Source organism: Phenylobacterium sp., assembly GCF_965284355.1.
Taxonomy (GTDB): Bacteria; Pseudomonadota; Alphaproteobacteria; order Caulobacterales; family Caulobacteraceae; genus Phenylobacterium.
Window position 1 is genome coordinate 4,712,284 of the sequence record NZ_OZ260078.1, and the last position, 25,562, is coordinate 4,737,845.

Consider the following 25,562-nt stretch of genomic DNA (forward strand, 5'->3'; position numbering starts at 1 on the left):
TGTCTGACCCCTCGGTCCGCAAGGGCCGGGGGGTTTTTCTTTCCGCGTCGGCTTGGGCTCAGCGCGACCTGTGGGCGCTGGTAGGCTAGAGCTTCGATTCGAGCTGCCAGCGCAGGACGCCCTTCACGTGAACGATCCGGACCACCTCAGGATCATCTCCCGAGCGTCCATGGACTACGTGGTCTCGATGTACAGCGCGATCCTGCGCGCCAGCCGCCACGACCCGGTCGACACCTTGCTCCTCAGCACCGTGGCGGTCGCCAATGTGGCGCATCTCAACACCGACAAGGCCCAGTCTCAGGCCTACGCCGGGCTCGACTCGCCGGAACCCTTGGACATCAAGCGGCCGATCAGCCGCAACGCCGTGGCGCTGTCGCTGGGCCTGTCCTACGAGACCACGCGTCGCCGGATCCAGAAGCTGCTGGACGAAGGCGCGCTCATCGAAGTCGACGGCGGGCTGATCGGCGCGAACGAGCAGGTCAGCCCCGAGGTTGTCCGGGCGATGGCGGAACAGAACGCCATCCTCCTGAGGCGTCTTTTTCGCCTGTTGCGCGAACAAGGCGTTGAAATTTAACCCTAATCCGAAGTTCCTGTACTCAGAATGGGCTATGTCGTCCGCCGCGGCGCAGGTTCGCGCACTAGTGTTCGGATGAGCGTCGGGACCGTCGCCTGGAGTCGCCCAGGTCCGAGACGTCCCGCTCAAGCTCGGCAGGCGTCCGGCCCTTGGTGCAGGCCGGACGCCTAATGTCGAAGCGGCGGCGCGGTTCACACACGCCGCACCAGTTCCGGCGGTCCACGACGTTTGCCTCTTCCCCTAGGTTATGCTTGTTCACCTAGACGACGCCCAGGCGTGGATTCTGGGCGCGAGTTAGGGAGACGACTATGCCTGAGGCCGAGCTGCCGCCTGGTTGGCCTGCGATGACCATCCAGCAGGCCCATGCCCTCATCGGCCAGCCTGGCCTGCCGTCCGAGGTCGGCGAGGAGACTATCAACGGCGTCCGCATGAAGGTCTGGAAGAACCAGCCGTCGACCCTGCGGGCCGTCGCCGAGATGGCCAAGGACCACGGCGACAAGGTGTTCCTGGTCTACGAGGACGAGCGCGCCACCTACGACGCCTTCCACCGCGCGGTGGCGGCCTTCGCCATCGAACTGCAGGCCCAGGGCGTGGCCAAGGGCGACCGCGTCGCCGTCATCATGCGCAACGTGCCCGAGTGGGTGGTGGCCTTCTATGCCGCCGCCTCGATCGGGGCGATCGTCACCCCGCTGAACGCCTGGTGGACTGGACCTGAGCTGGAGTACGGCCTCACCGATTCCGGGACCAAGGTCGCGGTCATGGACGCCGAGCGCTACCAGCGCATGAGCGAGCACTTCGCCAACTGCCCCGACCTCAAGCGGGTCTACGTCAGCCGCGAGGCCGACGAGATCGCCCACCCGTACGTCACCAAGCTGGAGAGCGTGCTGGGCGGGACCGACGACTGGGCGAAGCTGCCGGACCAGCCCATCCCGCCGGTCGACATCGCCACCGACGACGACGCGACCATCTTCTACACCTCGGGCACGACCGGCCGGCCGAAGGGCGCGCTGGCCACGCATCGGGCGATCAACACCAACATCATCACCGCCGGCGCGGCCGCCGCGAGAGGCTTCCTGCGCAAGGGCGAGATGCCGCCGGCCCCCGACCCGAATGCGCCCCAGCGCTCGGCGCTGTTGTCGGTGCCGTTCTTCCACGTGACCGGCTGTTTCGCGGTGCTGAACCCCACGCTGTTCGTGGGCGGCAAGCTGGTGCTGATGTTCAAGTGGGAGCCGATCCGCGCGTTCGAGCTGATCCAGCGCGAGAAGGTGACTTCGGCCGGTGGCGTGCCGACCATCGCCTGGCAGCTGCTGGAGCATCCGGCCCGCGCCAACTTCGACCTGTCGTCGCTCGAGTCGGTGAGCTATGGCGGCGCGCCCTCGGCGCCGGAACTGGTGCGGCGGCTGAAGGAAGTCTTCCCCAAGTCGTCCAGCGGCCAGGGCTGGGGCATGACCGAGACCTGCGCCACCGTCACCTCGAACGTGGCCGAGGACTATCAGAACCGCCCCGACAGCTGCGGACCGCCCGCCGCGGTCGCCGAGCTGCAGATCCGCGACCCCGCCGACGGCAAGACCGTGCTGCCCGCCGGCCAGATGGGCGAGCTGTGGTCCAAGGGGCCGATGAACGCCAAGCTCTATTGGAACAAGCCGGAAGCCACGGCCCAGACCTTCGTCGACGGCTGGGTCCGCACCGGCGACCTGGCGAAGCTCGACGAGGACGGCTTCTGCTTCATCCTCGACCGGGCCAAGGACATGCTGATCCGCGGCGGCGAGAATATCTACTGCGTCGAGGTCGAGAACGTCCTCTACGACCACCCGGCGGTGATGGACGCCGCAGTGGTGGGCAAGCCGCATCGGATCCTTGGCGAGGAGCCCGCCGCGGTCGTCACCCTGAAGCCGGGGGCCCAGGCCACGGAAGAGGAGCTGCGCGCCCACGTGGCCGAGCGCCTGGCCGCCTTCAAGGTGCCGGTGGCGGTGAAGTTCTGGCACGAGACCCTGCCGCGCAACGCCAACGGCAAGATCCTGAAGAGCGAGCTGAAGAAGGTCTTCGCCGAAGAGCCGGCGACCTGAAGACGCGGGCTGACCAGCTGCTGGTCGCCCGCGGGCTTTTCGAGAGCCGCGCCAAGGCCCGCGCGGCGATCGAGGCCGGCGGGGTGGTCGCGGGCGGCCGGCCGGTCGCCAAGGCTGCGGAGCTGATCGACGACGACGCGGTGCTGGAGGCGGCCCCCGCCCACCCGTGGGTAGGACGCGGCGCGCTCAAGCTGGCGCATGCGCTGGATCTGTGGCCGGTCGCGGTCGAGGGTCGGGTGGTGCTGGACGTGGGCGCTTCGACCGGCGGTTTCACCGAGGTCTGCCTGAGCCGAGGGGCGTCGCGAGTCTACGCCGTCGATGTCGGCCGGGGCCAGCTACATGCGAAGGTCGCGGCCGATCCGCGGGTTGTGAGCCTCGAGGCCACCGACGCCCGCGATCTGACGGCCCAGATCATCCCCGAGCCGCCCGGCCTGATCGTCACCGACGTCAGCTTCATCTCGCTCGCCAAGGCGCTGCCCGCGGCGCTGGCCCTGGCGCAGGCCGGCGCCGACCTCGTGGCCCTGGTGAAGCCGCAGTTCGAAGTGGGTCGCGAGCGGGTGGGGAAGGGCGGGGTGGTCACCGATCCGGTCGCCCGGCAGGGCGCGCTGGACGACGTCGCGGCGTTCCTGGCGACCTCCGGCTGGACGGTCCGCGAGACGACCGACAGTCCGATCTCAGGCGGCGACGGGAACCGGGAGTTCCTGCTCTGGGCGACCCGAAAGGCCCAAAAGAAAATGGCCCGCCCCAATACGCAGGGCGGGCCAGGTTACTAGCCTGGAGTTTCGGATGCCGTCAGTCGACGACGGCGTACTTGCCGCTGGCGTCGCGGCAGACGCGCACGAAGCGGGTCTGGGTGCGGCCGTCGGGCATGTAGATCGGGCTTTCGGCCAGGGTGCAGTCCTCGCCGCCGCGCGGGCCCTCGGCCACGCGGCGCTCGGGCGGCAGCTCGCGGTCGCGCCAGCCCGCGTCGTCACGGGCGTCGGCGGCGGCCCGGTCGGCGTAGGCGTCGCGCTCGTAGTAGGGCGCATCGGCCCGCGGCGGCAGCGGCGGGGGCGGCAGCGCGGCGGTGCGCTCGTAGGAATTGGTGCAGGCGGCGGTCTTGTTGCCGATCACGCCGCCGGCGATGGCGCCAAGCAGGCCGCCCAGCAGGGCGCCTTCGGTGCGGGCGTTGCGGGCCGCCGCGTTCGAGCCGATCACTGCGCCCATGCCGCCGCCGATCAGGGCGCCGGCCGTGCCGCGCTGGTTGGCGTCGCGGCGGCAGGGATCGTAGTTGTATCCTGGGCTTCCAGGGCCCTGGCCCGCCGACGGATAGCTCGACTGGGCCTGGGCCGCACCGGCCACCAGCAGGGCCGCGCCGGCGAGGGCGGCTGCGGCCGCATTGGCTATGGCGTTCGACATCCGGTATTCCCTCTTTCGAAGCTCTCAGGTCGCTTTACGGCGACGCTTGTCGCGAAGATGCGGCGGCGAACCTGAACGGCCGTTGAGAATCTCGTTCATGTTCGTTCATCTTTTCCTAATCGCACCCGTGACGGCGGCCTCCGAATGAGGGGCCCCAAGCGTCGATTCCAAGGCGGCGGGCGTCCCAGTCCGAAGCCGCCGCCGGGGCCGCCCGTCGAGCTGACGATTCAGTCCGTCGGCGGCGAGGGCGACGGCGTGGCCGCCGGGCCGGTGTTCGTACCGTTCACCCTGCCGGGCGAGCGGGTGAGGGCGCAGGGCTCGGGCGAGCGCCGCGAGCTGATGGCGGTGCTGGAGCCCAGCGCCGATCGCATCACGCCCGTCTGCCCGCATTTCGGCAGTTGCGGCGGCTGCGCGCTGCAGCACTGGGGTCATGAGCCCTACTTGGCCTGGAAGGTCTCCCGACTGGCCGGCACCCTGGCGCGCGAGCGCATCGAGACCGAAATTCTGGCGCCCTATGCCGCGGGTCCGGCGACCCGGCGGCGGGTGACGCTTCACGCCCGGCGCGGCGACCGCGACATGGCCCGCCTGGGGTACAAGGCGCGCAAATCGTGGGACCTCGTGGACATCGCCGTCTGCCCGATCGCTCACCCGACCATCCAGGCCGCGATCCCGGCCCTGAAGCGGTTGGCGGCGCGCCTGTTCGAGCATCCAAAGTCGGCCCCGTCGCTGCACGTGACGCTGACCGACGCCGGGCTCGACATCGACATCACCGGCGTCGAGGCCAAGAGCGGCGGTCTGTCGGCCGACGCGCGGATGCAGTTGGCCGAGCGGGCGGCGGAGGCCGGGTTCGTGCGCGTCACCTTGGGGGGAGAGGTGGCCTACATGGCCCACGCCCCGCACGTACAGCTGGGCCCGGCGCGGGTGATCCTCCCGGCCGGCGGGTTCCTGCAGGCGACCAAGGACGCCGAGACGGCGATGGCCGACTTCGTGGCGGCCCAGGCGGCCGGCGCGACCCGGATCGCCGACCTGTTCTGCGGCGTCGGCACCTTCACCTTCCGCCTGGCCGAGATCGCGCCCACGCATGCGGCCGACTCGGCGCCCGAAGCCGTCGCGGCGCTGATGTCGGCGCTCTCGACCGCGCCGGGGCTGAAGGGTGTCACCGCCGAGGCCCGCGACCTCGCCCGCCGCCCGCTGCTGGTCCACGATCTGCGCCACATAGACGTCGCCGTCTTCGATCCGCCGCGCGCGGGCGCAGCCGAACAGACCGCCGAGCTGGCCCGTTCGGGCGTGTCGCGCGTCATCGGCGTCTCGTGCAACCCCGCCACCTTCGCCAGAGACGCCCGCACTCTCATCGACGCCGGTTTCACGCTGGAGCGCCTGCTGCCAGTAGACCAGTTCCTGTGGTCCCCGCATGTGGAGCTGGTGGGGGTGTTCACGCGATAAGTTCCTCACCCGCGTCAGCGGGGGAGGGGGACCACGAAGTGGTGGAGGGGGCGCTGCGACGTCTCGCGACTTCGATCAGGGAACTCGCGATCATGCTGGCCTCGTCCAGAATATCCGACGCGGCAACACGTACCGTCATCACGCCCTGATGGCGCAGGAACGCGTCGCGCCGTGCGTCCTTTCGCGGCTGGTCGCCGAACGAGTGCCCATCACCATCCACCTCCACGCACAGTCGAGCCCGTGAACAGTAGAAGTCGAGCACGTACGGGCCGAAGGGATGCTGCCTTCGGAAGGCCGGCCTGTCTGGACCCCGGCCCCGTAGCGCAGTCCAAAGGATCACCTCCGGTAGGGTCATCCGACGCCTTAGCTGGCGGGCTCGTTTCACGTCGTTGCTTGTGACTCTCATGGCGTCTCCAGCGCCCCCTCCACCACTTCGTGGTCCCCCTCCCCCGCAAGCGGGGGAGGAACTTTCATTCCCCGAACAAGTCCAACTGTCCGCCGGGCTGGGCGGGGACGCGGAAGCGGGTGAGGTCGAGGGCGTTCCAGCTCTGGTTCAGGCCGAAGCGTCTGCGCGCGGCGTTGAAGCGGGCCGCCATCAGATCGGCCACCGGGCCTTCGCCGCGCATGCGCGAGCGCCACTGCATGTCGTAGTCCTTGCCGCCGCGCATCTGGCGGACCAGCGACATGACCCGGCGGGCGCGGTCCGGATGGTCGGTTTCGAGCCACTCGCGGAACAGGTCCTTGATCTCCCACGGAAGGCGCAGCGCCACATAGCCGGCGCCGTTCGCCCCGGCCTCGGCCGCGCGTTCGAGCACCGCCTCCATCTCATGGTCGTTCAGGCCCGGGATGGCCGGCGCGAACATCACCGAGACCGGCACGCCCGCCGTCGACAGCCGGCGCACGGCGTCGATCCGCTTCTCCGGCGTCGCGGCCCGCGGCTCCATCGACCGCGCCAGCTTACGGTCCAACGTCGTGATCGACATGGCCACCCGCGTCAGCCCCTGGGCGGCGGCCTCGGCCAGGAGGTCGATATCGCGCACCACCAGCGCCGACTTGGTGATCACCGTGAAGGGATGCCGGAACCGCAGCAGCACCTCGATGACCCCGCGGGTGATCCGCAGCTTGCGCTCTTGCGGCTGGTACGGGTCGGTGTTGCCGCCGATGTGGATGAACTCGGGGATGTACGAGGCCTTCGACAGCTCCTTCTCCAGGAGCTTCGCCGCCTCGGGCTTGAAGAAGAGCTTGGATTCAAAGTCCAGGCCGGGCGACAGGCCCATGTAGGCGTGGGCGGGACGGGCGTAGCAGTAGATGCAGCCGTGCTCGCAGCCGCGGTAGGGGTTGATCGAGGCCGAGAAGCCCACGTCCGGGCTGTCGTTGCGACTGATGATCACCCGGGCCTTCTCGGCCGTCAGCGTGGTCTCCAGCTTCGCCGGCGCCTCATCCTCCAGCGTCCAGCCGTCGTCGAACGCCTCGCGCCCCAGGCTCTCGTAGCGCCCGCTGGCGTTCGAGCGCGCGCCGCGGCCGTGCTGGGCGTTGGGGATCTGGGAGGTGAAGCCGCTGGACACCCCGCGAACCTACTCGGATGAGGCGAACAAAACTAGAACTCTTGACGCCCTCGGGGGAACCACGGTCTGAGAGGACATGCTCACCGTGATCATCGACGCCCGTGACGACGCCCAGCGCCTGCCGGCGCTGCTCGCGCAGCTGACGGCGGGCGCCGTGGACGGGCTGGTCCGGCAGGTGCTGATCGTGGCGGCCGGCGGTCAGGCGGGGATCGCCGATCTCTGCGAGGAGATGGGGGCCGAGGCGCACGCAAGCCTGGAGGCGGCGGCCAAGGCCGCGCGGGCCGACCAGCTGCTGGTGCTGCCGGCCGACTTCCGGCTGCGCGACGGCTGGATCGGGTCACTGGAAGGCCACCTGAAGCGCAGCAGCGATGGCGCCGTGGTTAGCGGGCTGGCGGAAGGCGGCCTGTTCGGCCGCCGGCCCTTCGGGGTGCTAGTTGAACGAGGCCGTCTGGAGGGTCGCCGCGGCGCCGATCTCCAGCGTCTGCGTCGGGATCTCGGTCTGCGCGCCCGGCGGATCGGTTAGGTCGAGGCGGGCGTCCACCCGCCGCGCGCCGCCGGCGATCGCGTCAAGGGTCCTGGTCTCCTCGCCGAACATCCGCTTGTAGGTCCAGTAGGACGTCATGACCTTCTCGACGTAGTTGCGGGTCTCAAGCGCCGGCAGGCTTTCGATCATCAGCAGCGGATCGTCGTCGCCCACCTTGGCCACGGTGTTCAGCACCGCGCCGGGGCCGGCGTTGTAGGCGGCCACCATCTTCAGCAGGTCGGCGCCCACGCCGCGGTCCATGAGGTAGGCGAGGTAGTCCTGGCCAACCCGCAGGTTCACCGCGGGATTGAACAGGGTGCGCGGCTTGCGGACATAGGTCTTGTCGCCGGTGGCCAGCGCCGCCGACGTCGGCATCAGCTGCATCAGGCCCATGGCGCCCACGGGCGACACCGCCATCGGATTGAAGGCGCTTTCCTGGCGCACGATCGCGTAGACCAGGGCCTTGTCCATCGTGAAGCCGTCCTTCGGCTCCAGCGGCGGGGTCTGGTACTCGCCCAGCGTCAGATAGGTGGGCTTCTGCGCGCCATAGCCGGCCGAAGGGCCGAGGTCGGAGATGAGCGCCATCCAGGCCTTGCGCTCTTCGGAATTGCGGGCCAGCGCCAGGCCGGCGCGCAGCTCCTGGCGGGCTTCCTCCAGCCGGCCGATCTGGGCCAGGGCCGAGGCGCGGTGTGTGCGCGGATCGGACAGCACCTTGCGCGGCGTATTCACCTGGGGCGCGCGGTAGGACGCCAGCGTGATCTGCCCCGTCGGGGCCTGGGCGAGGCGGTTCAGCGTCACCTGACGCTCGGCGATCATGCCGTAGAACGTGTGCGGGGTCTGGGCGGCGAGGCGCAGGAAGCCGTGAGCGGTCGAGGCGTCGCCCATCGCCATGGCCGAGCGGGAGGCCCAGTAGGCGCCGGCCGAGCGGACCCACGCGTCCTCGTCCTCATCGCGGGCGACCTGGGCGAAATAGTCCTGGGCCTGGCTGTAGTCGCGCAGGCGCCAGGCCGCGAGGCCGGCGATCCAGCGCTCGCCCACCTCGACGGCCAGCTTGAAGGCGGTCTGGGCGTCGCCCGAATAGAAGGCGTCGCGGGCCGGGAAGGTGACTTCGCTGCGCGCGGTATCGACCAGCGCCACCTCCGGCTTGGGCAGCGGGGCGGCGTCGGCGGGCTTGCGCTTATTGGCGAGCGAGAACACGCGGTCGGCCAGGGGCAGGTCGCGGAACTTGCCCAGCCACGACGCCAGCTCTTCGAACGTCGCCTTGTGGGCGGTCGGGTGCATCAGGGCGCGGAACGACAGGTAGCCGTCGAGGGAACGGTCCTTGGCCTCGGCCGCCTGAATCTGCGCGCCCAGGAAGTCGCCCTGATCCACGGACTGGAAAGCCGCCGCATAGGCGCGCGCGTCGTCGTCGGAGAGGGCCTTCGGCGACTCGGCGACCGCTACGCTGGCGACCGAGACGGCGGCGACGAGGGAACATACCCCGACGCGCAGGCGCTGTTTTAGCGTCATGCGGCCCATATCCGCGCACCAAGACTAACGCAAGGTTGAGCGCGGTCCCTTTTCTCGAGTCCCAAACCGGGACGCTAGTTGGGCCCGTCCGGTCGATCAAGCCTTTCCGTAAGGGTCAGGAGATCCTGCCACGCGCGCTTCTTCGCCCCGGGCTGCCGCAGCAGAAAGGCGGGGTGCAGGGTGGGCATCGCGGGCAGTTCCATCTGGCCGTCCGCCGAGCGCCAATCCAGCCAGCGGCCGCGCAGCGACAGGATGCCTTCCTCGCGCTTGAGCAGGGATTTCGCTGAGGCGCCGCCCGCCAGCAGGAGCATCCGGGGCCGCACCAGCGCGATGATCCTTTCAAGGAAAGGCGCGCAGATCGCCTGTTCGGCGGGTGTGGGCGTGCGGTTGCCCGGCGGCCGCCAGAAGACGGTGTTGGTGATGAACACCCGGTCCTGCAGGCCGGCGGCGAGCAGCATCCGGTCCAAGAGCTTGCCGGCGCGGCCCACGAAGGGCTGGCCCACCGCGTCCTCGTCGGCGCCGGGGCCTTCGCCGATGACCATCAACGCCGCCTTCGGATCGCCCCGATAGACAACGGCCTGAGTTGCGGCGCCTTCGTAGCGTAGCGGGCAGCCTTCGAAGGCCGCGATGGCGGCGACCAGAGCCTCCAGGTCCTGCGCTGCGGCCGCGGCGGCCTCGGCCTGGGCCAGGGCGGTCGAGATGTCGGGCTGCGGCGGCCCGCTCTTTCGCATGGCCGGAACGGCGGCCAGCGGCGCCGCCGGGGCAGGCCGCGGTGGGGGAATCACCTTGCCGGCCTCGATCCGGTCGAACGGCTCGTCCAGCAGCATGGCGTCGACGCCCGCATCGGCCCAGAAGGCGAGCAGGCTTTCGGCCACGGCGGCGTTGGACGGTTCGGCGGCGGCCGACATTGCGGTGTTCACTCGCGGTTCAGGCTGGTTCACTCTTGGCTGGAAGCGGCGGGCTTGTCAGCCCGCAACCTCTGCGGGGAGGGTGATGAGGGCGGTCATCGGATTTGCAGTCGCGTTGGTGTTGGCGCTGGCGTCGCCCGCCGCCGCGCAGCCGGCGCGCGAGCATATGGGGCTGGTCACCAGCCTGGGCGGCCAGTTCCTGGGGCCCCAGGCCGACTATGTGCAGCAGGTGGGCGACCGGATGGCGCAGGCGGCCGGCATGCGCCGACGCTGTATCTTCACGGTGCTGAACTCCGAGGTGGTGAACGCCTTCACCGCGCCGCCGGGCTGTTACGTCTACATCACCCGCGGCCTGCTCTCGATCATGAACTCCGAGGCCGAGCTGGCCGCCGTCCTTGGCCACGAACTGGGCCACGTCTCGGCCCAGCATGCGCAGCGCCAGGAACAGGCCGAGGCCCTGTCGGGCATCGCCGCGGCCCTGGTGGGCGCCGCGACCAAATCGGACACGGCCGGCAAGATCGCCAGCCGGGTCGCCAAGCTGGGCACGCTCAGCTACTCGCGCAGCCAGGAGTACGAGGCCGACCAGCTGGCCATCGGCTACCTGCCGCAGGCCGGCTACGATCCGGAGGGTCTCACCCGCGTGCTCGCCGATCTGCAGCGCGAGGACGAGTTCAATGCGCGGACGACCGGCCAGTCCGATTCCCGCGCGGCGCCCGCCTGGGCCCGCACCCATCCGCTGACCACCGACCGCATCCAGCGCGCCCAGGCCCAGGTGGCCAAGACGCCGGTGGCCGAGGGCATGGCGCTGGACGAGGCGGCGTACCTCGCGGCGATCGACGGCATGCCCTACGCCGACGACCCGGCCCAGGGCTTCGTGCGCGGCGGCAGCTATGTGCATCCGGCCATCGGCATCCGCTTCGACGCGCCGCGCGGCTTTGCGCTCTCCAACGAACCCGAGGCTGTGCGGATCGTGGGGCCCGCCGGAACCCTGGCCGAGTTCACCGGCGGCCGTGCGACGGTCCGCCAGCTGGACCGCTTCGCCCAGGACTCGCTGATGCGGGTGATCCAGCGGGGGCGTCACGAGATGGGCGCCCCGCGCCGGACCACGATCAACGGCGTCGAAGCGGTGGTGCTGCCGGCCCGCGCATCGTCGGGCGGGCGGGTCGTCGACCTGGTGGCGGTGGCGTACGCGCTGGGCGGCGACGAGGCGTATTCCTTCGTGGCGATGGCGCCGGCGGGCCAGGCGTCGACGTTCGACCCGATGTTCAACTCGTTCCGGCGCCTCAGCGAGCGCGAGCAGCGCGCCCTGGGCGGCCGGCGCATCATGGTGACCACGGTGAAGTCCGGCGACACCGCCGAGTCGCTGTCCCAGCTGATGCCGCCTGAGCGCGATCGGCTGGCGCGGTTCGAGATGCTGAACGGCCTGCGTCCCGGAGAGCAGCCGCGGGTCGGGGCCCGGGTCAAGGTTGTGGTCGAAGGGCGACGCTGAGCGGCGCTTCGTCTCTTAGAGCGCCTTCGCGCTTGACCGCCGCACTGTGACCTTCCGATAAGTCCCTCGAAGACAGAGGCGTAACGGCCGGGGGGCCGGCCGCAGCGAGCAGAGGCGAGGGGACGACGATGAGCGAAGCCATCCAACGGGAAGCGATGGAGTACGACGTCGTCATCGTCGGCGCCGGTCCGTCGGGCCTCGCCGCCGCCATCCGCCTGAAGCAGCTGTCGGCCGACCTGACCGTGGCGGTCCTGGAAAAGGGCTCCGAGGTCGGCGCCCACATCCTGTCGGGCGCGGTGATCGACCCCAAGGGCATTTCCGAGCTGCTGCCCAACTGGAAGGAACTGGGCGTGCCGCTGGAGACCGCGGTGACCGAGGACCGTTTCCTGATGCTGGGCCCGCAGGGCGACCTCAACATCAGCTGGCTGCCGTTCCCCAAGTGGATGTTGAACCACGGCAACTACATCGCCAGCCTGGGCAACGTCTGCCGCTGGCTGGCGACCCACGCCGAGGGCCTGGGCGTCGAGATCTATCCCGGCATGGCCGCCAGCGAGCTGGTCTACGACGAGAGCGGCGCCGTAAAGGGCGTGGTGGCCGGTGTCGCCGGTCTCGAAAAGGATGGCACCCTCGGCCCCAATTCCGAGCCGGGGATGGAGCTGCACGGCAAGTACGTGCTGATCGGCGAGGGCGTCCGCGGCTCGCTGGCCAAGCAGCTGCTGGCGAAGTTCGACCTTCAGAAGGGCAAGGAGCCCCAGAAGTTCGGCATCGGCATCAAGGAGCTGTGGCAGGTGCCCGACGCGGCGTTCAAGCCGGGCCTGACCCAGCACACCTTCGGCTGGCCGCTGGACAACAAGACCGGCGGCGGCAGCTTCATGTACCACTTCGGGGACAACTACGTGGCCATCGGCTTCGTGGTGCACCTCAACTACGCCAACCCCTGGATCTCGCCCTTCGACGAGTTCCAGCGCTTCAAGACCCACCCGTCGATCAAGCCCTTCCTCGAGGGCGGCAAGCGCATCGCCTACGGCGCGCGCGCCATCACCGAGGGCGGCTACCAGTCGGTGCCGAAGCTGGCGTTCCCGGGCGGCGCGCTGCTGGGCTGTTCGGCCGGCATGGTCAACGTCCCGCGGATCAAGGGCAGCCACAACGCGGTCAAGAGCGGGATCATGGCCGCCGAGGCCGCCTTCGAGGCCATCCAGGCCGGTCGCGGTGGTGATGAGCTATCCGCCTACCAGGACGCCTACGATCACTCGTGGGTGGCCAAGGAGCTGAAGGCCGTCCGCAACTTCAAGCCGATGTGGTCGAAGCTGGGCACGATCCCGGGTGTGCCGCTGGGTGGCGCGGACGCCATGATCGCCAACCTGCTGGGCGGCTTCTCGTTCCTGGGCACCCTGAAGCACGGCAAGACCGACGCCCAGTCCACGGGCCTGGCCAAGGACTTCAAGCCGATCGTCTATCCGAAGCCGGACGGCGTCTTCAGCTTCGACAAGCTCTCGAGCGTGTTCCTGTCGTCGACGAACCACGAAGAGAGCCAGCCGGCGCACCTGAAGCTGACGGACCCGACCATCCCGATCGGCACGAACCTGCCGAAGTACGGCGAGCCGGCGCGTCTCTACTGCCCGGCCGGCGTCTACGAGGTGCTGTACGACGAGGCGGGCCAGAACCCGAGGTTCCAGATCAACTTCCAGAACTGCGTCCACTGCAAAACCTGCGACATCAAGGATCCGTCGCAGAACATCACCTGGACCACGCCGCAGGGCGGGGACGGGCCCAACTATCCGAACATGTAGGGGGCGCCGCGCGGCCCCGTGGCCCACCTCTCGGGTGGGCCTGTCTGGGCGAGCCCGTTCCTCCCGGTGGGTGGCAGCCAATCCATCGGGACGGGCTCTAACGCCATATTAGCGGCGGGATTTCAGGTTGTGACGACGCAGCGCTTGCGGCCGCGGCGCGTCACGCCCAGAGTTTGAACATGCGTCTTGCCCTGCTCGCCTTTGCCGCCCCGCTTGTTCTCCTGGGCGGCTGCGCCACCACAGACAGGGCCGCGAAGGACGAAGCGTCCAGCGTGCCCGCTGCCGCGGACACGGCCTACGGGATGTTCCTGGCGGGGAACGCCGCGCTCAGCGAGGGACGCAACAGCGACGCCTCCAAGTTCCTCGAGGTGGCCCGCGCCCAGGCCGGCGACGATCCGGCGGTGTCCGAGCGGGCCTTCACGGCTGCGCTGATGGCCGGCGAGATCGAGAAGGCCGCGCTGCTCGCGCCCACCGGCCCCAACGCCTCCGAACCCGGGAAGCGCCTCGGTCGGCTGACCAAGGTGGTCGCCGCGCTGAGCGAGGGGAAGCCCAAGATCGCCAAGGCCGAGCTGGGCAACGACGGCATCGGCTTCCCACACCGCAGCGCCGCGGCGCTGCTGGGGCCCTGGGTGGCCGCCGCGGCCGGCGACGCCGAGGGGGCGGTGGTGCGCCCGCAACTGCGCGGCGACGCCGGGGTCGACTACTTCGGCCAGCTGGGTCAGGCGCACCTGTTCGAACGCGCCCGGCGCTACGACGAGGCCGAGACCGATTTCAAGGCCATCACCTCGGGCGACAATCCCAGCGAGATCGCCGTACTGGCCTATGGCGGCTTCCTGGAGCGGCGTGGCCGCCGGGCCGAGGCGATCGCGCTCTACGACGCCGCGCTGGCCCGCAATCCCTCGAACGCCGCGCTGAAAACGGCCCGCGCCCGCAAGAGCGCGCCGCCGGCGCCCACCATCAAGGAAGGCGCGGCCTTTGCCCTGCTGGCGCCGGCCGCCACCATGATCAGCGCCAAGCAGGAGCCGACGGGCATGGCCTATCTGCGCCTGTCGCTGCGTCTGGACCCCAACCGCAACGACGCCTGGCTGATGCTGGGCGACCTGCTGCAGAGCCGTGGCGACATCGAGGGCGCGCGCGCCGCCTACAGCCGCCCGAAGCCCAACAGCGCCGAGTTTGCCGCCGCCCAGGCCAAGCTGGCCTGGAGCTACCAGAGCGCCGGTGAAAAGGACGTCGCGCTGAAGATGGCCCGCGCGGCGGCCGCCACGGGCGATCCCGAGGGGCGTCTGACCCTGTCGGACCTCTTGCGCGCCAACGATCAGTACGACGAGGCGGTCAAGATCCTCAGCAGCCTGATCTCGGAGTCGACGTCGCCGGAATGGGCGCTCTATTTCGCCCGTGGCCAGGCCTATGAGCGCAGCGGTCGCTGGAAGGAGGCCGAAGCCGATCTGGTCCAGGCCCTGAAGATGCGGCCCGACGAGGCCGAGATCCTGAACTACCTGGGCTACGCCTGGATCGACCGCGGCGAGCGGCTGCAGGAGGCCCTGGGCATGGTCGAGAAGGCGGTGGCCGCCAACCCGCGCTCGGGCGCCATCGTCGACAGCCTGGGTTGGGCCCACTATCGCCTGGGCGACTACAAGAAGGCGGTCGAGATCCTGGAGCAGGCCGTCGAGCTGGAAGCCGGCGATCCCGAGATCAACAACCACCTGGGCGACGCCTACTGGATGGTGGGCCGCAAGGACGAGGCCGGCTTCCAGTGGCGCCGCGTGCTGACGTTGAAGCCCGACGACAAGATCAAGGCCGACGCCGAAGCCAAGCTCGCCAAGGGTCTGGGACCGACGCCCAAGCTCGCCGGGCAGTAGGCCGTGGCCGAGGCTCTGGCGCCCGCCAAGGTCAACCTGTTCCTGCACGTGGGCGCGCCTGCGCCGGACGGGTACCACCCGGTCTGCAGCTTGATGGCCTTCGCGGACTTCGGCGATGTGGTGAGCGCGCGGCCGGGGCAGGGCGGCCTCATCGTGCGGGGACCGTTCGGCCAGGGGCTGGGACCTGAACAGGACAACCTGATCTTCCGCGCCGTCCGCGCCTTCGTGGCCGAGCTGGGCCGCGAGATGGGCGAGCTCACCTTCACGCTGGAGAAGAACCTGCCGGTGGCCAGCGGCCTGGGCGGCGGTTCGTCCGACGCCGGCGCGGCGCTGCGCCTGCTGCGCGATGTCTACACACCGGGGTTCGACGACGCCCGGCTCGAGCGGGTGGCCGCCAGCCTCGGCGCCGACGGCGCGGCCTGCCTGTGGGCGCGGCCGGTGCTGGCGGAGGGGCGAGGAGAGCGCCTGAGCCCCGCGCCGGGCCTGCCGGTGGTGGACGCCGTGCTGGTGAACCCCCGTGTCCCGGTCTCCACGCCCGCAGTCTATCGCGCCCTGGACGCCTCGGGCGCGTTCGGCGACGTGGTCCCGCCGCCGATGCCGGAGACCTTCGAGAGCGCCGAGGAACTGGCCGCCTGGCTCACCACCCAACGCAATGACCTGGAAGCCCCGGCCGTGGCCGTGGCTCCCCAGGTGGGCGCGGTGCTCGACACCCTGCGCGACGAGCCTGAGGCGCTGCTGGCCCGTGTCTCCGGCTCGGGCGGCACCTGCTTCGCCCTCTGCGCCGACGACATCGCCGCCGAGACGCTGGCGGAGCGGATCGAAGCGATTGCGCCGAACTGGTGGGTCCAGCGCTGCCGCCTGGGCGGGCCCTGGAGCTAAGGCCCAAACGAAAACGGGGGCCCCGAAGGACCCCCGTTCACTCCGGGCCGCCGCTGCACGACCGGCGACCCTCTCTCCCCCGAGAGATGCTTACGCGTGGTAGGCGCGCTCACCGTGCTCCACGATGTCGAGGCCTTCTTCCTCGGCTTCCGGCGAGGACCGCAGGCCGATGGTGAACTTGATGATGAAGAAGACGATCGCGCTGGCGACTGCCGACCAGCCGACCGCCAGCAGCACGGCCTTGACCTGGGCCATGATCTGGAAGCCGGCGTCGTAGCCGGTGGTGCCGTTGGTGAAGTCCACGACGCCCGCGCCGCCCAGGGCCGGGTTGACCAGCACGCCGGTGGCCAGCGCGCCGACAATGCCGCCGATGGCGTGGATGCCGAAGGCGTCCAGGCTGTCGTCGTACTTGATGGCGTTCTTCACCAGCGAGCAGAAGATCACGCAGATCGGCGAGACGATCAGGCCCAGCACGATCGAACCGACCGGGCCGGCGAAGCCCGCCGCGGGCGTGACCGCCACGAGGCCGGCGACCAGACCCGAGGCCAGGCCCAGCATCGAGGCCTTCTTGCGGGTCACCCACTCGGTCATGGCCCACGAGAAGCCGGCGGCCGCCGTGGCGAGCAGGGTGTTGATCATCGCCAGACCGGCGTAACCGTTGGCTTCCAGGTTCGAGCCGGCGTTGAAGCCGAACCAGCCCACCCACAGGAGGCCGGCGCCGACCAGGGTCAGCGTCAGGCTGTGCGGGGGCATCGGCTCGGAGCGGTAGCCCTTGCGCGGCCCGAGGATGATGGCGCCCACCAGGGCGGCGATGCCGGCGTTGATGTGCACCACGGTGCCGCCCGCGAAGTCGAGCGCGCCGAAGGCCCAGATCTGGCCCGCGCCGGCCGAAAGAGCGTCAGCCGTCTGGCCGAACGCCGAGGTCGCGCCGGCCCACCACCAGGTCATGTGCGCCATCGGATAGTACGACAGCAGCGGCCACAGGACCGCGAACACGACCACGGCGGCGAACTTCATCCGCTCGGCCACGCCGCCCAGCACGAGGGCGGCGGTGATGCAGGCGAAGGTCATCTGGAAGCAGACGAATACTACTTCCGGGATCACCACGTCCTTCGAGAAGGTCTCGACGTTCGTGAAGGCGCCGTCGGCGTTGAAGACCGCCCCGTTCAGCCAGAGCTTGCTGACGCCGCCCACGAACTTGTTGAGGCCGCCGCCGTCGGTGAAGGCCAGGCTGTAGCCCCAGAAGGCCCAGGCCATCATGCCGATGACGGTGACGATCGACACCTGCATCAGCATCGACAGCATGTTCTTCTGCCGCACCAGGCCGCCGTAGAAGAGCGCCAGGCCGGGCAGGATCATCAGCAGGACCAGAACCGTCGAGGTCAGCATCCAGGTGGTGTCGCCCTTGTCGACCGATGCCGGGCCAGCTGCCTCGGCCGCCGGCTCGGCCGGGGCGGGCGTCGCCGCCGCGGCCGGGGCCGCGGCGTCGGCCGCAGTGTCGACATGCCGCGGGTGCCGCTGCAGCCGCGGCAGGCGCTGCGGCCGGAGCCGGCGCCTCCTGGGCGAAGGCCGTGGACGCCAGCGGCGCTCCGACCACTGCAGCGGCGAGCATCAGCCCCGCCAGCCGCGATTTTCCGAAGAATTTCATGAACATATCCCCTTTAGAGCGCCGCTGCGCCGGTCTCGCCGGTCCGGATGCGCACGGCCTCCGACACGTCGAGCACGAAGATCTTCCCGTCACCGATCTTGCCGGTGGCGGCGGCGGCTTTGATCGCCTCGACCGCCTTGCCCGCAGCCGCGTCGTCGACGACGGCCTCCAGCTTCACCTTGGGCAGGAAATTGATCTGGTACTCCGCCCCCCGATAGATCTCGGTCTGACCCTTCTGCCGGCCATATCCCTTGACCTCCGAGACCGTCAGCCCCTCCACGCCGGCCGACACGAGCGCTTCGCGCACGTCGTCCAGCTTGAAGGGTTTGACGATCGCCATGATGAGTTTCATCCGCTCGCTCTCCCGCGTCCGGCCCTGTGGGTGGGCCAACCCCTCTCGTTCGTCGAAGACAGCCGCCTTGTTGTTTGCATCCCCGCGGCGGCGGTCAGTTCGAACGCTATGTCGGGGGATCGCGGGGCACGGCTTGGCAGCATGACGCATTGGTGAAGTCGCGCCTGTCCGCCCATTTCGTGGGCGCCGGATTGTGCGGGCGCCTGCAAATGCGGCAGAAACAGGCGTCGAGCGCCTGTGAACTGTCCTTGACGCGCCGGGTGGTCGTCGTAAATCCGGCGCTTTCGGCGCCTAGTCTCAGCATCGCGTGAGATGGGAACCGACTGCTGTCTCTCGCGTCGTTACCTGCGGCGCCTTTGCCGTGCGAACTGACAAGGAACCTGAATGTCGCCGACCCGCCTTTTCCTCGCCGCCGTCGCCGTGGCCGCCCTCGGCGCAGCGCCGCTTGCCGCTTCGGCCCAGGCCCCAGCCGCTGCGAAGCCGGTCGCCGTCCAGGGCACCCTGCTCGACACCCTGAAGCTCTCGGGCCAGTTCAACACCTTCGTGGCGGGCGTCGACGCGACGAACCTCGCCGCCGTGTTCAAGACCTACCCGCAGATCACGGTCTTTGCGCCCACTGACGCGGCCTTCGCCTCCATGCCGGCCGCCGACCTGGACAAGCTGAAGGCCGACAAGGCCGCGATGCAGAAGTTCATCCTGCACCACCTGGTCAACGCGCCGGTCGACTCCACCAAGATCAAGGGCGCCAAGGGGCCCATCCCCTCCGGCGCCGGCGACACGATCCTGCTCGACGGCTCGGACGAGGGCGGCAAGCTGATGGTCGATGGCGCCACCATCGTTCAGGCCGACCTGAAGACCGCCAGCGGCCTGCTGCATGTGGTCGACAAGCCGCTGATCGCCGGGCAGGGCAATGTCGACCCGCCGGCCGCCGCCGCCCCGCCGCCGGCGGACGCAGCCGCTACCGCCCCGAAATAAGGGCTTCGCGCGGAACCAACGCGAGCCTGAGCCGTACAGCGTCGGCACATCGAGTTGAGGCGCATCCCAGCGCACAATTCAGGAGTTCCGACGATGAAGCTTTCCTATCTCGCGACCGCAACGGCCGCCGTCGCCCTTCTGGGCGGCGCGGCTTCCGCGCAGCAACCGCAACCGCCGCAGGGTCCGACCGCCGGTTCGGTGACGGGCGACTGGAACGGCGCGCATGCGCCCTCCGACGAGAAGCAGTACCAGGAGAAGGTGGTCGTCCCGGTGGGCCCGATGCCCGCCGCGACCTCGGCCGCGCCGATGCCGGCCGCTGACCCCGCTTCGGCGGACACCAGCGCCTCGGTGACGACGACGACGGCCGCCGCCGACACGGGCGCCGCCGCCAACGCCAGCTACACGACGATGACGGTGACGAACGGCCCGGTGCCGGACACCGCCGAGAACCGCGCCAAGTACGGCCAGCCCATGTCGAACGCCGGCAAGCGCACCGCGGCGCGCGGCAACTAGAACCCCTTCAAGCGCCGCCAGAAAACAGGCGCTTCCTTGGGTTGAAGCAAAGGTCGGCGGGCCCTATGGTCCGCCGACTTTTTTTGCGCCTGCGAACAAGCCCCATTCAATGCCCGACAAACCGCTTTCATTTCAGGGCCTGATCCTGAAATTGCACGACTATTGGAGCCGTCAGGGCTGCGCGATTCTGCAGCCCTACGACGTCGAGGTCGGCGCGGGCACGCTGTCGCCCATGACGGTGCTGCGCACCCTGGGCCCCAAGCCCTGGAAGGTGGCCTATGTTCAGCCGTCGCGGCGCCCCGCCGACGGCCGCTATGGCGAGAACCCCAACCGGCTGCATCAGCACCACCAGTACCAGGTCATCCTGAAGCCCAACCCCGAGAACCTGCAGGAGCTGTACCTCGGCTGCCTGGAAGCCATCGGCATCGACCCCAAGGTCCACGACATCCGTTTCGTCGAGGATGACTGGGAAAACCCGACCGTCGGCGCCTGGGGGCTGGGCTGGGAAGTCTGGTGCGACGGGATGGAAATCACCCAGTACACCTACTTCCAGCAGGTGGGCGGCCTGGACGTGTTCCCGGTGGCCGGCGAACTGACCATCGGCCTGGAGCGCCTGAGCCTCTATCTGCAGGACAAGGACAACGTCTACGACCTGCAGTTCAACGACGAGTTCACCTACGGCGACATCTATCTCGCCAACGAGCAGCAGTTCTCGGCCTTCGAGCTGGAAGTCGCCGACGTCGCGACCCTGAAGCGCCAGTTCGAGGACATGGAGCGCGAGGTCCCGCGCATCCTGACCCAGCGCGGTCGCCAGGGTCAGCCGCTGGCGCTGCCGGCCTACGACCACGTGCTGAAGGCCAGCCACCTCTTCAACATCATGGACGCCCGCGGCGCGATCGCCGTCGCCGAGCGCCAGAGCTACATCGGCCGCATCCGCGACCTCTGTAAGATGTGCGCCGAGGCCTGGGTCGAGAGCCAGGGCGGTAACGCGCCCCACTCGGCGGCCAGCAAAGTCGCGGAAGACGCCTGATCCATGCCCCAGCTTCTGCTTGAACTGCTCTCCGAAGAGATCCCCGCGCGCATGCAGGCGAACGCCGCGCGCGACCTGGAACGCATGGCGCGCGAGCGCCTGGCCGCCGAAGGCCTGCTGCCCGAGGCGCTGAAGACCTTCGCCGGCTCGCGCCGCCTGACCCTGGTGGCCGAGGGGCTGCCCGAGGCGCAGAAGGAGCGGCACGAGGAACTGAAGGGCCCGCGCACCAACGCGCCTGAACAGGCGCTGGACGGCTTCCTGCGCAAGACTGGCCTGACCAAGGACCAGTTGATCGAACGCGACGGCGTCTGGTTCGCCCACCTGCACAAGCCCGGCCGGCCCACGCCCGAGATCGTCGCCGAGGTCGTGCAGGACATCGTCCGCAACTTCCCGTGGCCCAAGTCGATGGTGTCGGGTGTCTCGAAGCTGCGCTGGGTGCGCCCGCTGCGCCGCATCCTCTGCGTCTTCGACGGTGAGGTCGTGCCGTTCCAGATCGACGGCATCCCCAGCGGCGACACCACCCAGGGCCACCGGTTCATGGGTTCGGGCCAGTCGTTCGAGACCAAGGACTTCGACGCCTACGCCGAGAAGCTGGAGAAGCACTTCGTCGTCCTGGATCCGCAGGAGCGCAAGGACCGCATCGTCGAGGCGGCCAAGACGCTCTGCTTCGCCCGCAACCTGGAACTGGTCGAGGACCAGGGCCTGCTGGACGAGGTGGCCGGCCTGGTCGAATGGCCCATCCCGGTGCTGGGCGACATGGACCCCGCGTTCCTGGACCTGCCGCCCGAGGTGATCCGCACCTCGATGCGCGTGCACCAGCGCTACTTCGCCGTGCGCGACCCCAAGACCGGCAAGCTGGCCCCACATTTCATTACGGTCGCCAACATCGACGCCACCGACGGCGGCAAGACCATCGCCAAGGGCAACGCCAAGGTGCTGACCGCGCGCCTGGCCGACGCGCGATTCTTCTGGAACGAGGACCGCAAGACCCGGCTGGAAGACCGCCTCGAGAAGCTGAAGGGCGTCACCTTCCACGCCAGGCTGGGCGCCATGTACGAGCGCGTCGAGCGGCTGGAGATGCTGGCCGGCGCCCTGGCGCCGCGCGTCGGCGCCGACGTCGCCAAGGCCGTGCAGGCCGCGCGCCTGGCCAAGGCCGACCTGGGCAGCGGCGTCGTGGGCGAGTTCCCCGAGCTGCAGGGCGTCATGGGGGGCTACTACGCGGCGGGCGAGGGGCTCTCGCCCCTGGTCGCCGAGGCCATCCGCGATCACTACAAGCCCGCCGGCGCCGCCGACGAGGTTCCGGACCGCCCCGTGACCATGGCCGTCTCGCTGGCCGACAAGCTGGACACGCTGGTCGCCTTCTTCGCCATCAACGAGAAGCCCACCGGCAGCCGCGATCCGTTCGCGCTGCGCCGTGCGGCCCTGGGCGTGATCCGCGTCCTCTTGACGTCCGAACTGCGCGTGCCGCTGCGCGAGGCCGTCGCCGACTGGTACCGGGCGCTGCGCTGCTACGTCGATCCGGGTCGGGCGCTGTGGGTCTCGACGCCGAAGCTGGTCGCCCACCTGGGCGCCGCCGGCCGCGCCAAGAGCCGCGAGTTCGACACCTACCTCCGCGAGTTCGACGAGGCGCTGCTCGACGGCAAGCCTCAGGTGATCGCGATGGAGCGCGAGGTCGATCTGGTCTTCGACCGCATGCAGCGCGAGAAGCCCGACGGCGAAGTGCTGTTCGAGTTCCGTCCCTATGACGAGGTGGCCGCCGACATCGTGGCGTTCTTCGCCGACCGCCTGGAAGTGTGGCTGCGCGACCGCGGACAGCGTCACGACCTGGTGGCCGCGGTCTTCGCCCTGGGCGACGACGACCTGGTCCGCGTGGTGGCCCGGGTCAACGCCCTGGACGCCTTCCTCAAGACCGAGGACGGCGCGAACCTGCTGGCGGGCTACAAGCGCGCCGTGAACATTCTCAAAGCCGAGGAGAAGAAGGGCGTCCTGCCCGCCGGCGCGCCGGTCCACATGCCCACGTCATCGCCCCAGGAACTGGCGCTGATCGCGGCCGTGGAAGAGCTGGACGCGAAGGTGGACCCGGCCCTCGACGCCGAAGATTTCGCCGGCGCCATGCGCGAATTGGCCAAGCTTCGTGGGCCCGTCGACGCTTTCTTCGACAAGGTGTTAGTAAATTCCGACGTACCAGAGGAACGGGACAACCGCCTCCGCCTTTTGGCGAAGGTCAAGGACGCCATGGGACAAGTGGCCGACTTCTCACAGGTTACGGGCTAGCTAGGGGACGATTACGAGATGGCCGACACGATGGTGAAGACGCGTTGGGTCTATGCCTTCGGCGGCGGATCGGCCGACGGCGATGCGTCGATGAAGAACCTGCTGGGCGGCAAAGGCGCCAACCTGGCCGAGATGTCGTCGCTGGGCCTGCCGGTGCCGCCGGGCTTCACCATCACGACCGAGGCCTGCAACCACTACTACGACAATGGGCAGACCTACCCGCCGAACCTGAAAGACCAGGTGGCCGAGGGTCTGAAGACCGTCGAGAAGATCACCGGCAAGGCGTTCGGCGACGCCTCCAACCCGCTGCTGGTCTCGGTGCGCTCGGGCGCGCGGGCCTCGATGCCGGGGATGATGGACACCGTCCTCAACCTGGGCCTCAACGACGAGACGGTCGAAGGCCTGGCCAAGCTGTCGGGCGACCGCCGCTTCGCCTTCGACAGCTACCGCCGCTTCATCCAGATGTACTCGAACGTGGTCCTCCACCTGGACCACCACATGTTCGAGGAAATCCTGGACGATCATAAGGATCGCCTGGACATCCACGTGGACACCGGCCTCTCGGCCGAGCACTGGGAAGCCGTCGTCGCCGACTACAAGCGCGCCGTCGAGGACGAGCGCGGCGCGCCGTTCCCGCAGGACCCGAACGAGCAGCTGTGGGGCGCCGTGGGCGCCGTCTTCGCCAGCTGGATGAACGACCGGGCGAAGTTCTACCGTCGTATGCATGACATCCCCGAGAGCTGGGGCACGGCCGTCAACATCCAGTCGATGGTGTTCGGCAACATGGGCGACGGCAGCGCCACGGGCGTGGCGTTCACCCGCAATCCGTCGACCGGCGACAACCGGCTCTACGGCGAGTTCCTGATCAACGCCCAGGGCGAGGACGTGGTCGCCGGCATCCGCACGCCGCAGCCGTTGACCAAGATCGCCCGCGAGGAGATGGGCGACAAAAACCCCTCGATGGAAGAGGCGCTTCCCGAGGTCTTCGCCCAGTTCAAGGACGTCGTGGGCAAGCTCGAGCGCCACTACCGCGATATGCAGGACATCGAGTTCACCGTCGAACAGGGCCGGCTCTACATGCTGCAGACCCGTAATGGGAAGCGCACCGCCAAGGCCGCGCTGAAGGTGGCGGTGGACCTGGCGTCCGAAGGCCTGATCACCAAGGAAGAGGCCGTGATGCGGGTCGAGCCCGCCAGCCTCGACCAGCTGCTGCACCCGACGATCGACCCTTCCAGCCCCCGCGACGTGATCGCCACGGGCCTGCCGGCGTCGCCGGGCGCGGCCACCGGCAAGGTGGTGTTCACCGCCGAGGAAGCCGAGAAGCTGGGCGGCTCCGGCGAGGCCGTTATCCTGGTCCGTGAAGAGACCTCGCCGGAGGATATTCGCGGCATGGATGCCGCGAGGGGCATCGTCACCGCCCGCGGCGGCATGACCAGCCACGCGGCCGTGGTGGCCCGCGGCATGGGCCGTCCCTGCGTCTCCGGCGCCGGCGAGATCCACATCGACGGCCGCGCCGGCGAATTCCGCGCCCGCGGCGAGGTCATCCGCGCCTACGACGTCATCACCATCGACGGCTCGACGGGCCAGGTGATGAAGGGCTCGGTGAAGATGATCGAGCCCGAGCTGTCGGGCGACTTCGGCGCCTTGATGGGCTGGGCCGACCAGGTGCGCCGCCTCAAGGTGCGCGCCAACGCCGAGACGGCGCTGGACGCCGAGACCGCCCGCGGCTTCGGCGCCGAGGGCATCGGCCTCTGCCGCACCGAGCACATGTTCTTCGACCCCGCGCGGATCGCGGCGGTGCGCGAGATGATCCTGGCTGACGACGTCGCCGGCCGGAAGGCGGCGCTGTCCAAGATTCTGCCGATGCAGCGCAAGGACTTCGTCGAGCTCTTCAAGATCATGGAGGGCGTGCCGGTCACCATCCGGCTGCTCGACCCGCCGCTGCACGAGTTCCTGCCGCACACCGAGGAGGATGTGCAGGCCGTGGCCCAGGCCACGGGCCTCGACGCCGCCAAGCTGATGCGTCGCGCCGCCGAGATGCACGAGGTGAACCCGATGCTGGGACACCGTGGCTGCCGTCTGGGCGTGTCGTATCCCGAGATCTACGAGATGCAGGTCCGCGCCATCATCGAGGCCGCCTGCGAGGTGGCCGCCGAGGGCCGCCCGGCGCCGATCCCCGAGATCATGCACCCCCTCGTCGCCAAGGGCGAGGAGATGAAGTTCCTGCGCCAACTCACGGATCGCACGGCGAAAGAGGTCCTGGCCGAGAAGGGCGTCACGATCGAGTACATGGTGGGCACCATGGTCGAGCTGCCCCGCGCCGCACTCCGCGCGGGCGACCTGGCCGAGCATGCCGAGTTCTTCTCGTTCGGCACAAACGACCTGACCCAGACCACGTTCGGCATCAGCCGCGACGACAGCGGCCGCTTCCTGAACGCCTACATCGAGAAGGGCATCTTCGAGAAAGACCCCTTCGTCAGCCTCGATCAGGAAGGTGTCGGCGACCTGATCAAGATCGCCGCCGAGCGGGGCCGCGCGGCGCGTCCGGGCGTGAAGCTGGGCATCTGCGGCGAACACGGCGGCGATCCGGCCTCGATCGACTTCTGCGAGAAGGTCGGCCTCGACTACGTCAGCTGCTCGCCCTACCGCGTGCCCATCGCCCGCCTGGCCGCCGCCCAGTCGGCCATCGGCGAGCGCGAAAAGGACCGGTAGCAAAGTTCCTCCCCCGCAGCGCGGGGGAGGGGGACCACGACGTGGTGGAGGGGGC

The 25,562-nt window shown here is 69.5% G+C and carries 21 protein-coding genes; 14 read left to right on the forward strand and 7 right to left on the reverse strand.

What is annotated here, in order from left to right; all coding sequences use genetic code 11:
* Positions 1–127 precede the first annotated feature (127 nt).
* The 3 genes from ACQ66R_RS23185 (at position 128) to ACQ66R_RS23195 (ending at position 3,413) form a co-directional block, all read left to right on the forward strand.
* The gene (locus ACQ66R_RS23185; protein WP_430425981.1) at positions 128–574 is read left to right on the forward strand and encodes a hypothetical protein; all 447 of its coding nucleotides are present in this window, start codon (positions 128–130) and stop codon (positions 572–574) included.
* A 308-nt stretch (positions 575–882) separates the two neighbouring features.
* Entirely contained in the window at positions 883–2,640 is a 1,758-nt protein-coding gene (locus ACQ66R_RS23190) for a class I adenylate-forming enzyme family protein (protein ID WP_430425983.1), read from the forward strand.
* On the forward strand, positions 2,637–3,413 hold the full coding sequence (locus tag ACQ66R_RS23195) for a TlyA family RNA methyltransferase (protein ID WP_430426397.1): 777 nt from the start codon (positions 2,637–2,639) through the stop codon (positions 3,411–3,413). The genes ACQ66R_RS23190 and ACQ66R_RS23195 overlap by 4 nt, the downstream gene beginning before the upstream one ends.
* 19 nt (positions 3,414–3,432) lie before the next feature.
* Here the strand turns inward: ACQ66R_RS23195 and ACQ66R_RS23200 are convergent, their stop codons facing one another.
* Complete coding sequence (locus tag ACQ66R_RS23200; protein ID WP_430425985.1) at positions 3,433–4,038, reverse strand: glycine zipper 2TM domain-containing protein; 606 nt, start codon at positions 4,036–4,038, stop codon at positions 3,433–3,435.
* A 144-nt stretch (positions 4,039–4,182) separates the two neighbouring features.
* Here ACQ66R_RS23200 and ACQ66R_RS23205 point away from each other — a divergent pair, with 144 nt between their 5' ends.
* Complete coding sequence (locus ACQ66R_RS23205) at positions 4,183–5,481, forward strand: class I SAM-dependent RNA methyltransferase (RefSeq protein WP_430425987.1); 1,299 nt, start codon at positions 4,183–4,185, stop codon at positions 5,479–5,481.
* Here ACQ66R_RS23205 and ACQ66R_RS23210 read toward each other — a convergent pair.
* Both ACQ66R_RS23210 and ACQ66R_RS23215 read right to left on the reverse strand, forming a co-directional pair.
* Positions 5,471–5,887 carry an endonuclease domain-containing protein gene (locus tag ACQ66R_RS23210; protein WP_430425989.1) on the reverse strand — a complete coding sequence of 139 codons (417 nt, stop codon included), beginning with the start codon at positions 5,885–5,887 and terminating at the stop codon, positions 5,471–5,473. The two genes, ACQ66R_RS23205 and ACQ66R_RS23210, sit on opposite strands and share 11 nt — an antisense overlap.
* Positions 5,888–5,951: 64 nt before the next feature.
* Entirely contained in the window at positions 5,952–7,046 is a 1,095-nt protein-coding gene (locus ACQ66R_RS23215) for a PA0069 family radical SAM protein (RefSeq protein ID WP_430425991.1), read from the reverse strand.
* 76 nt (positions 7,047–7,122) lie between these two features.
* On the opposite strand from ACQ66R_RS23215, the gene ACQ66R_RS23220 reads away from it, so the two are divergent.
* Positions 7,123–7,569 (forward strand): cell wall biosynthesis glycosyltransferase, encoded by a 447-nt coding sequence (locus tag ACQ66R_RS23220; RefSeq protein ID WP_430425993.1) that lies wholly within the window; start codon positions 7,123–7,125, stop codon positions 7,567–7,569.
* Here the strand turns inward: ACQ66R_RS23220 and ACQ66R_RS23225 are convergent.
* Together ACQ66R_RS23225 and ACQ66R_RS23230 are read right to left on the reverse strand one after the other, a co-directional pair.
* Positions 7,477–9,078, reverse strand: coding sequence for a transglycosylase SLT domain-containing protein (locus tag ACQ66R_RS23225; RefSeq protein ID WP_430425995.1), 1,602 nt, complete (start codon positions 9,076–9,078; stop codon positions 7,477–7,479). The genes ACQ66R_RS23220 and ACQ66R_RS23225 overlap by 93 nt on opposite strands.
* Positions 9,079–9,152: 74 nt before the next feature.
* Positions 9,153–9,986 carry a uracil-DNA glycosylase gene (locus ACQ66R_RS23230; RefSeq protein WP_430425997.1) on the reverse strand — a complete coding sequence of 278 codons (834 nt, stop codon included), beginning with the start codon at positions 9,984–9,986 and terminating at the stop codon, positions 9,153–9,155.
* Positions 9,987–10,071: 85 nt separating this feature from the next.
* On the opposite strand from ACQ66R_RS23230, the gene ACQ66R_RS23235 reads away from it, so the two are divergent.
* The 4 genes from ACQ66R_RS23235 to ACQ66R_RS23250 all read left to right on the forward strand — a co-directional run bounded on the left by ACQ66R_RS23235 (position 10,072) and on the right by ACQ66R_RS23250 (position 16,003).
* A complete protein-coding gene (locus tag ACQ66R_RS23235; protein ID WP_430425999.1) occupies positions 10,072–11,475 on the forward strand; it encodes a M48 family metalloprotease in 1,404 nt (467 codons plus the stop codon).
* Positions 11,476–11,603: 128 nt separating this feature from the next.
* On the forward strand, positions 11,604–13,265 hold the full coding sequence (locus ACQ66R_RS23240) for an electron transfer flavoprotein-ubiquinone oxidoreductase (RefSeq protein WP_430426001.1): 1,662 nt from the start codon (positions 11,604–11,606) through the stop codon (positions 13,263–13,265).
* 179 nt (positions 13,266–13,444) lie between these two features.
* A complete protein-coding gene (locus ACQ66R_RS23245; RefSeq protein WP_430426003.1) occupies positions 13,445–15,124 on the forward strand; it encodes a tetratricopeptide repeat protein in 1,680 nt (559 codons plus the stop codon).
* A gap of 3 nt (positions 15,125–15,127) precedes the next feature.
* Positions 15,128–16,003, forward strand: coding sequence for a 4-(cytidine 5'-diphospho)-2-C-methyl-D-erythritol kinase (locus ACQ66R_RS23250; RefSeq protein ID WP_430426005.1), 876 nt, complete (start codon positions 15,128–15,130; stop codon positions 16,001–16,003).
* A 90-nt stretch (positions 16,004–16,093) separates the two neighbouring features.
* Here ACQ66R_RS23250 and ACQ66R_RS23255 read toward each other — a convergent pair whose 3' ends face one another.
* Both ACQ66R_RS23255 and ACQ66R_RS23260 read right to left on the reverse strand, forming a co-directional pair.
* Positions 16,094–17,392 (reverse strand): ammonium transporter, encoded by a 1,299-nt coding sequence (locus ACQ66R_RS23255; RefSeq protein ID WP_430426007.1) that lies wholly within the window; start codon positions 17,390–17,392, stop codon positions 16,094–16,096.
* 272 nt (positions 17,393–17,664) lie between these two features.
* A complete protein-coding gene (locus ACQ66R_RS23260; RefSeq protein ID WP_111273997.1) occupies positions 17,665–18,003 on the reverse strand; it encodes a P-II family nitrogen regulator in 339 nt (112 codons plus the stop codon).
* A 384-nt stretch (positions 18,004–18,387) separates the two neighbouring features.
* Between ACQ66R_RS23260 and ACQ66R_RS23265 the strand changes: the two genes are divergently transcribed.
* The 5 genes from ACQ66R_RS23265 to ppdK all read left to right on the forward strand — a co-directional run bounded on the left by ACQ66R_RS23265 (position 18,388) and on the right by ppdK (position 25,507).
* Positions 18,388–18,978: a fasciclin domain-containing protein gene (locus ACQ66R_RS23265; protein ID WP_430426009.1), complete on the forward strand. Its 591-nt coding sequence runs from the start codon at positions 18,388–18,390 to the stop codon at positions 18,976–18,978.
* A gap of 93 nt (positions 18,979–19,071) precedes the next feature.
* The gene (locus ACQ66R_RS23270; protein WP_430426011.1) at positions 19,072–19,491 is read left to right on the forward strand and encodes a hypothetical protein; all 420 of its coding nucleotides are present in this window, start codon (positions 19,072–19,074) and stop codon (positions 19,489–19,491) included.
* A gap of 109 nt (positions 19,492–19,600) precedes the next feature.
* Positions 19,601–20,521: a glycine--tRNA ligase subunit alpha gene (locus tag ACQ66R_RS23275; RefSeq protein WP_430426013.1), complete on the forward strand. Its 921-nt coding sequence runs from the start codon at positions 19,601–19,603 to the stop codon at positions 20,519–20,521.
* A 3-nt stretch (positions 20,522–20,524) separates the two neighbouring features.
* On the forward strand, positions 20,525–22,795 hold the full coding sequence (gene glyS, locus ACQ66R_RS23280; RefSeq protein WP_430426015.1) for a glycine--tRNA ligase subunit beta: 2,271 nt from the start codon (positions 20,525–20,527) through the stop codon (positions 22,793–22,795).
* Between the two features lie 18 nt (positions 22,796–22,813).
* Positions 22,814–25,507 (forward strand): pyruvate, phosphate dikinase, encoded by a 2,694-nt coding sequence (ppdK, locus tag ACQ66R_RS23285; protein WP_430426017.1) that lies wholly within the window; start codon positions 22,814–22,816, stop codon positions 25,505–25,507.
* The last annotated feature ends 55 nt before the right edge of the window (positions 25,508–25,562 follow it).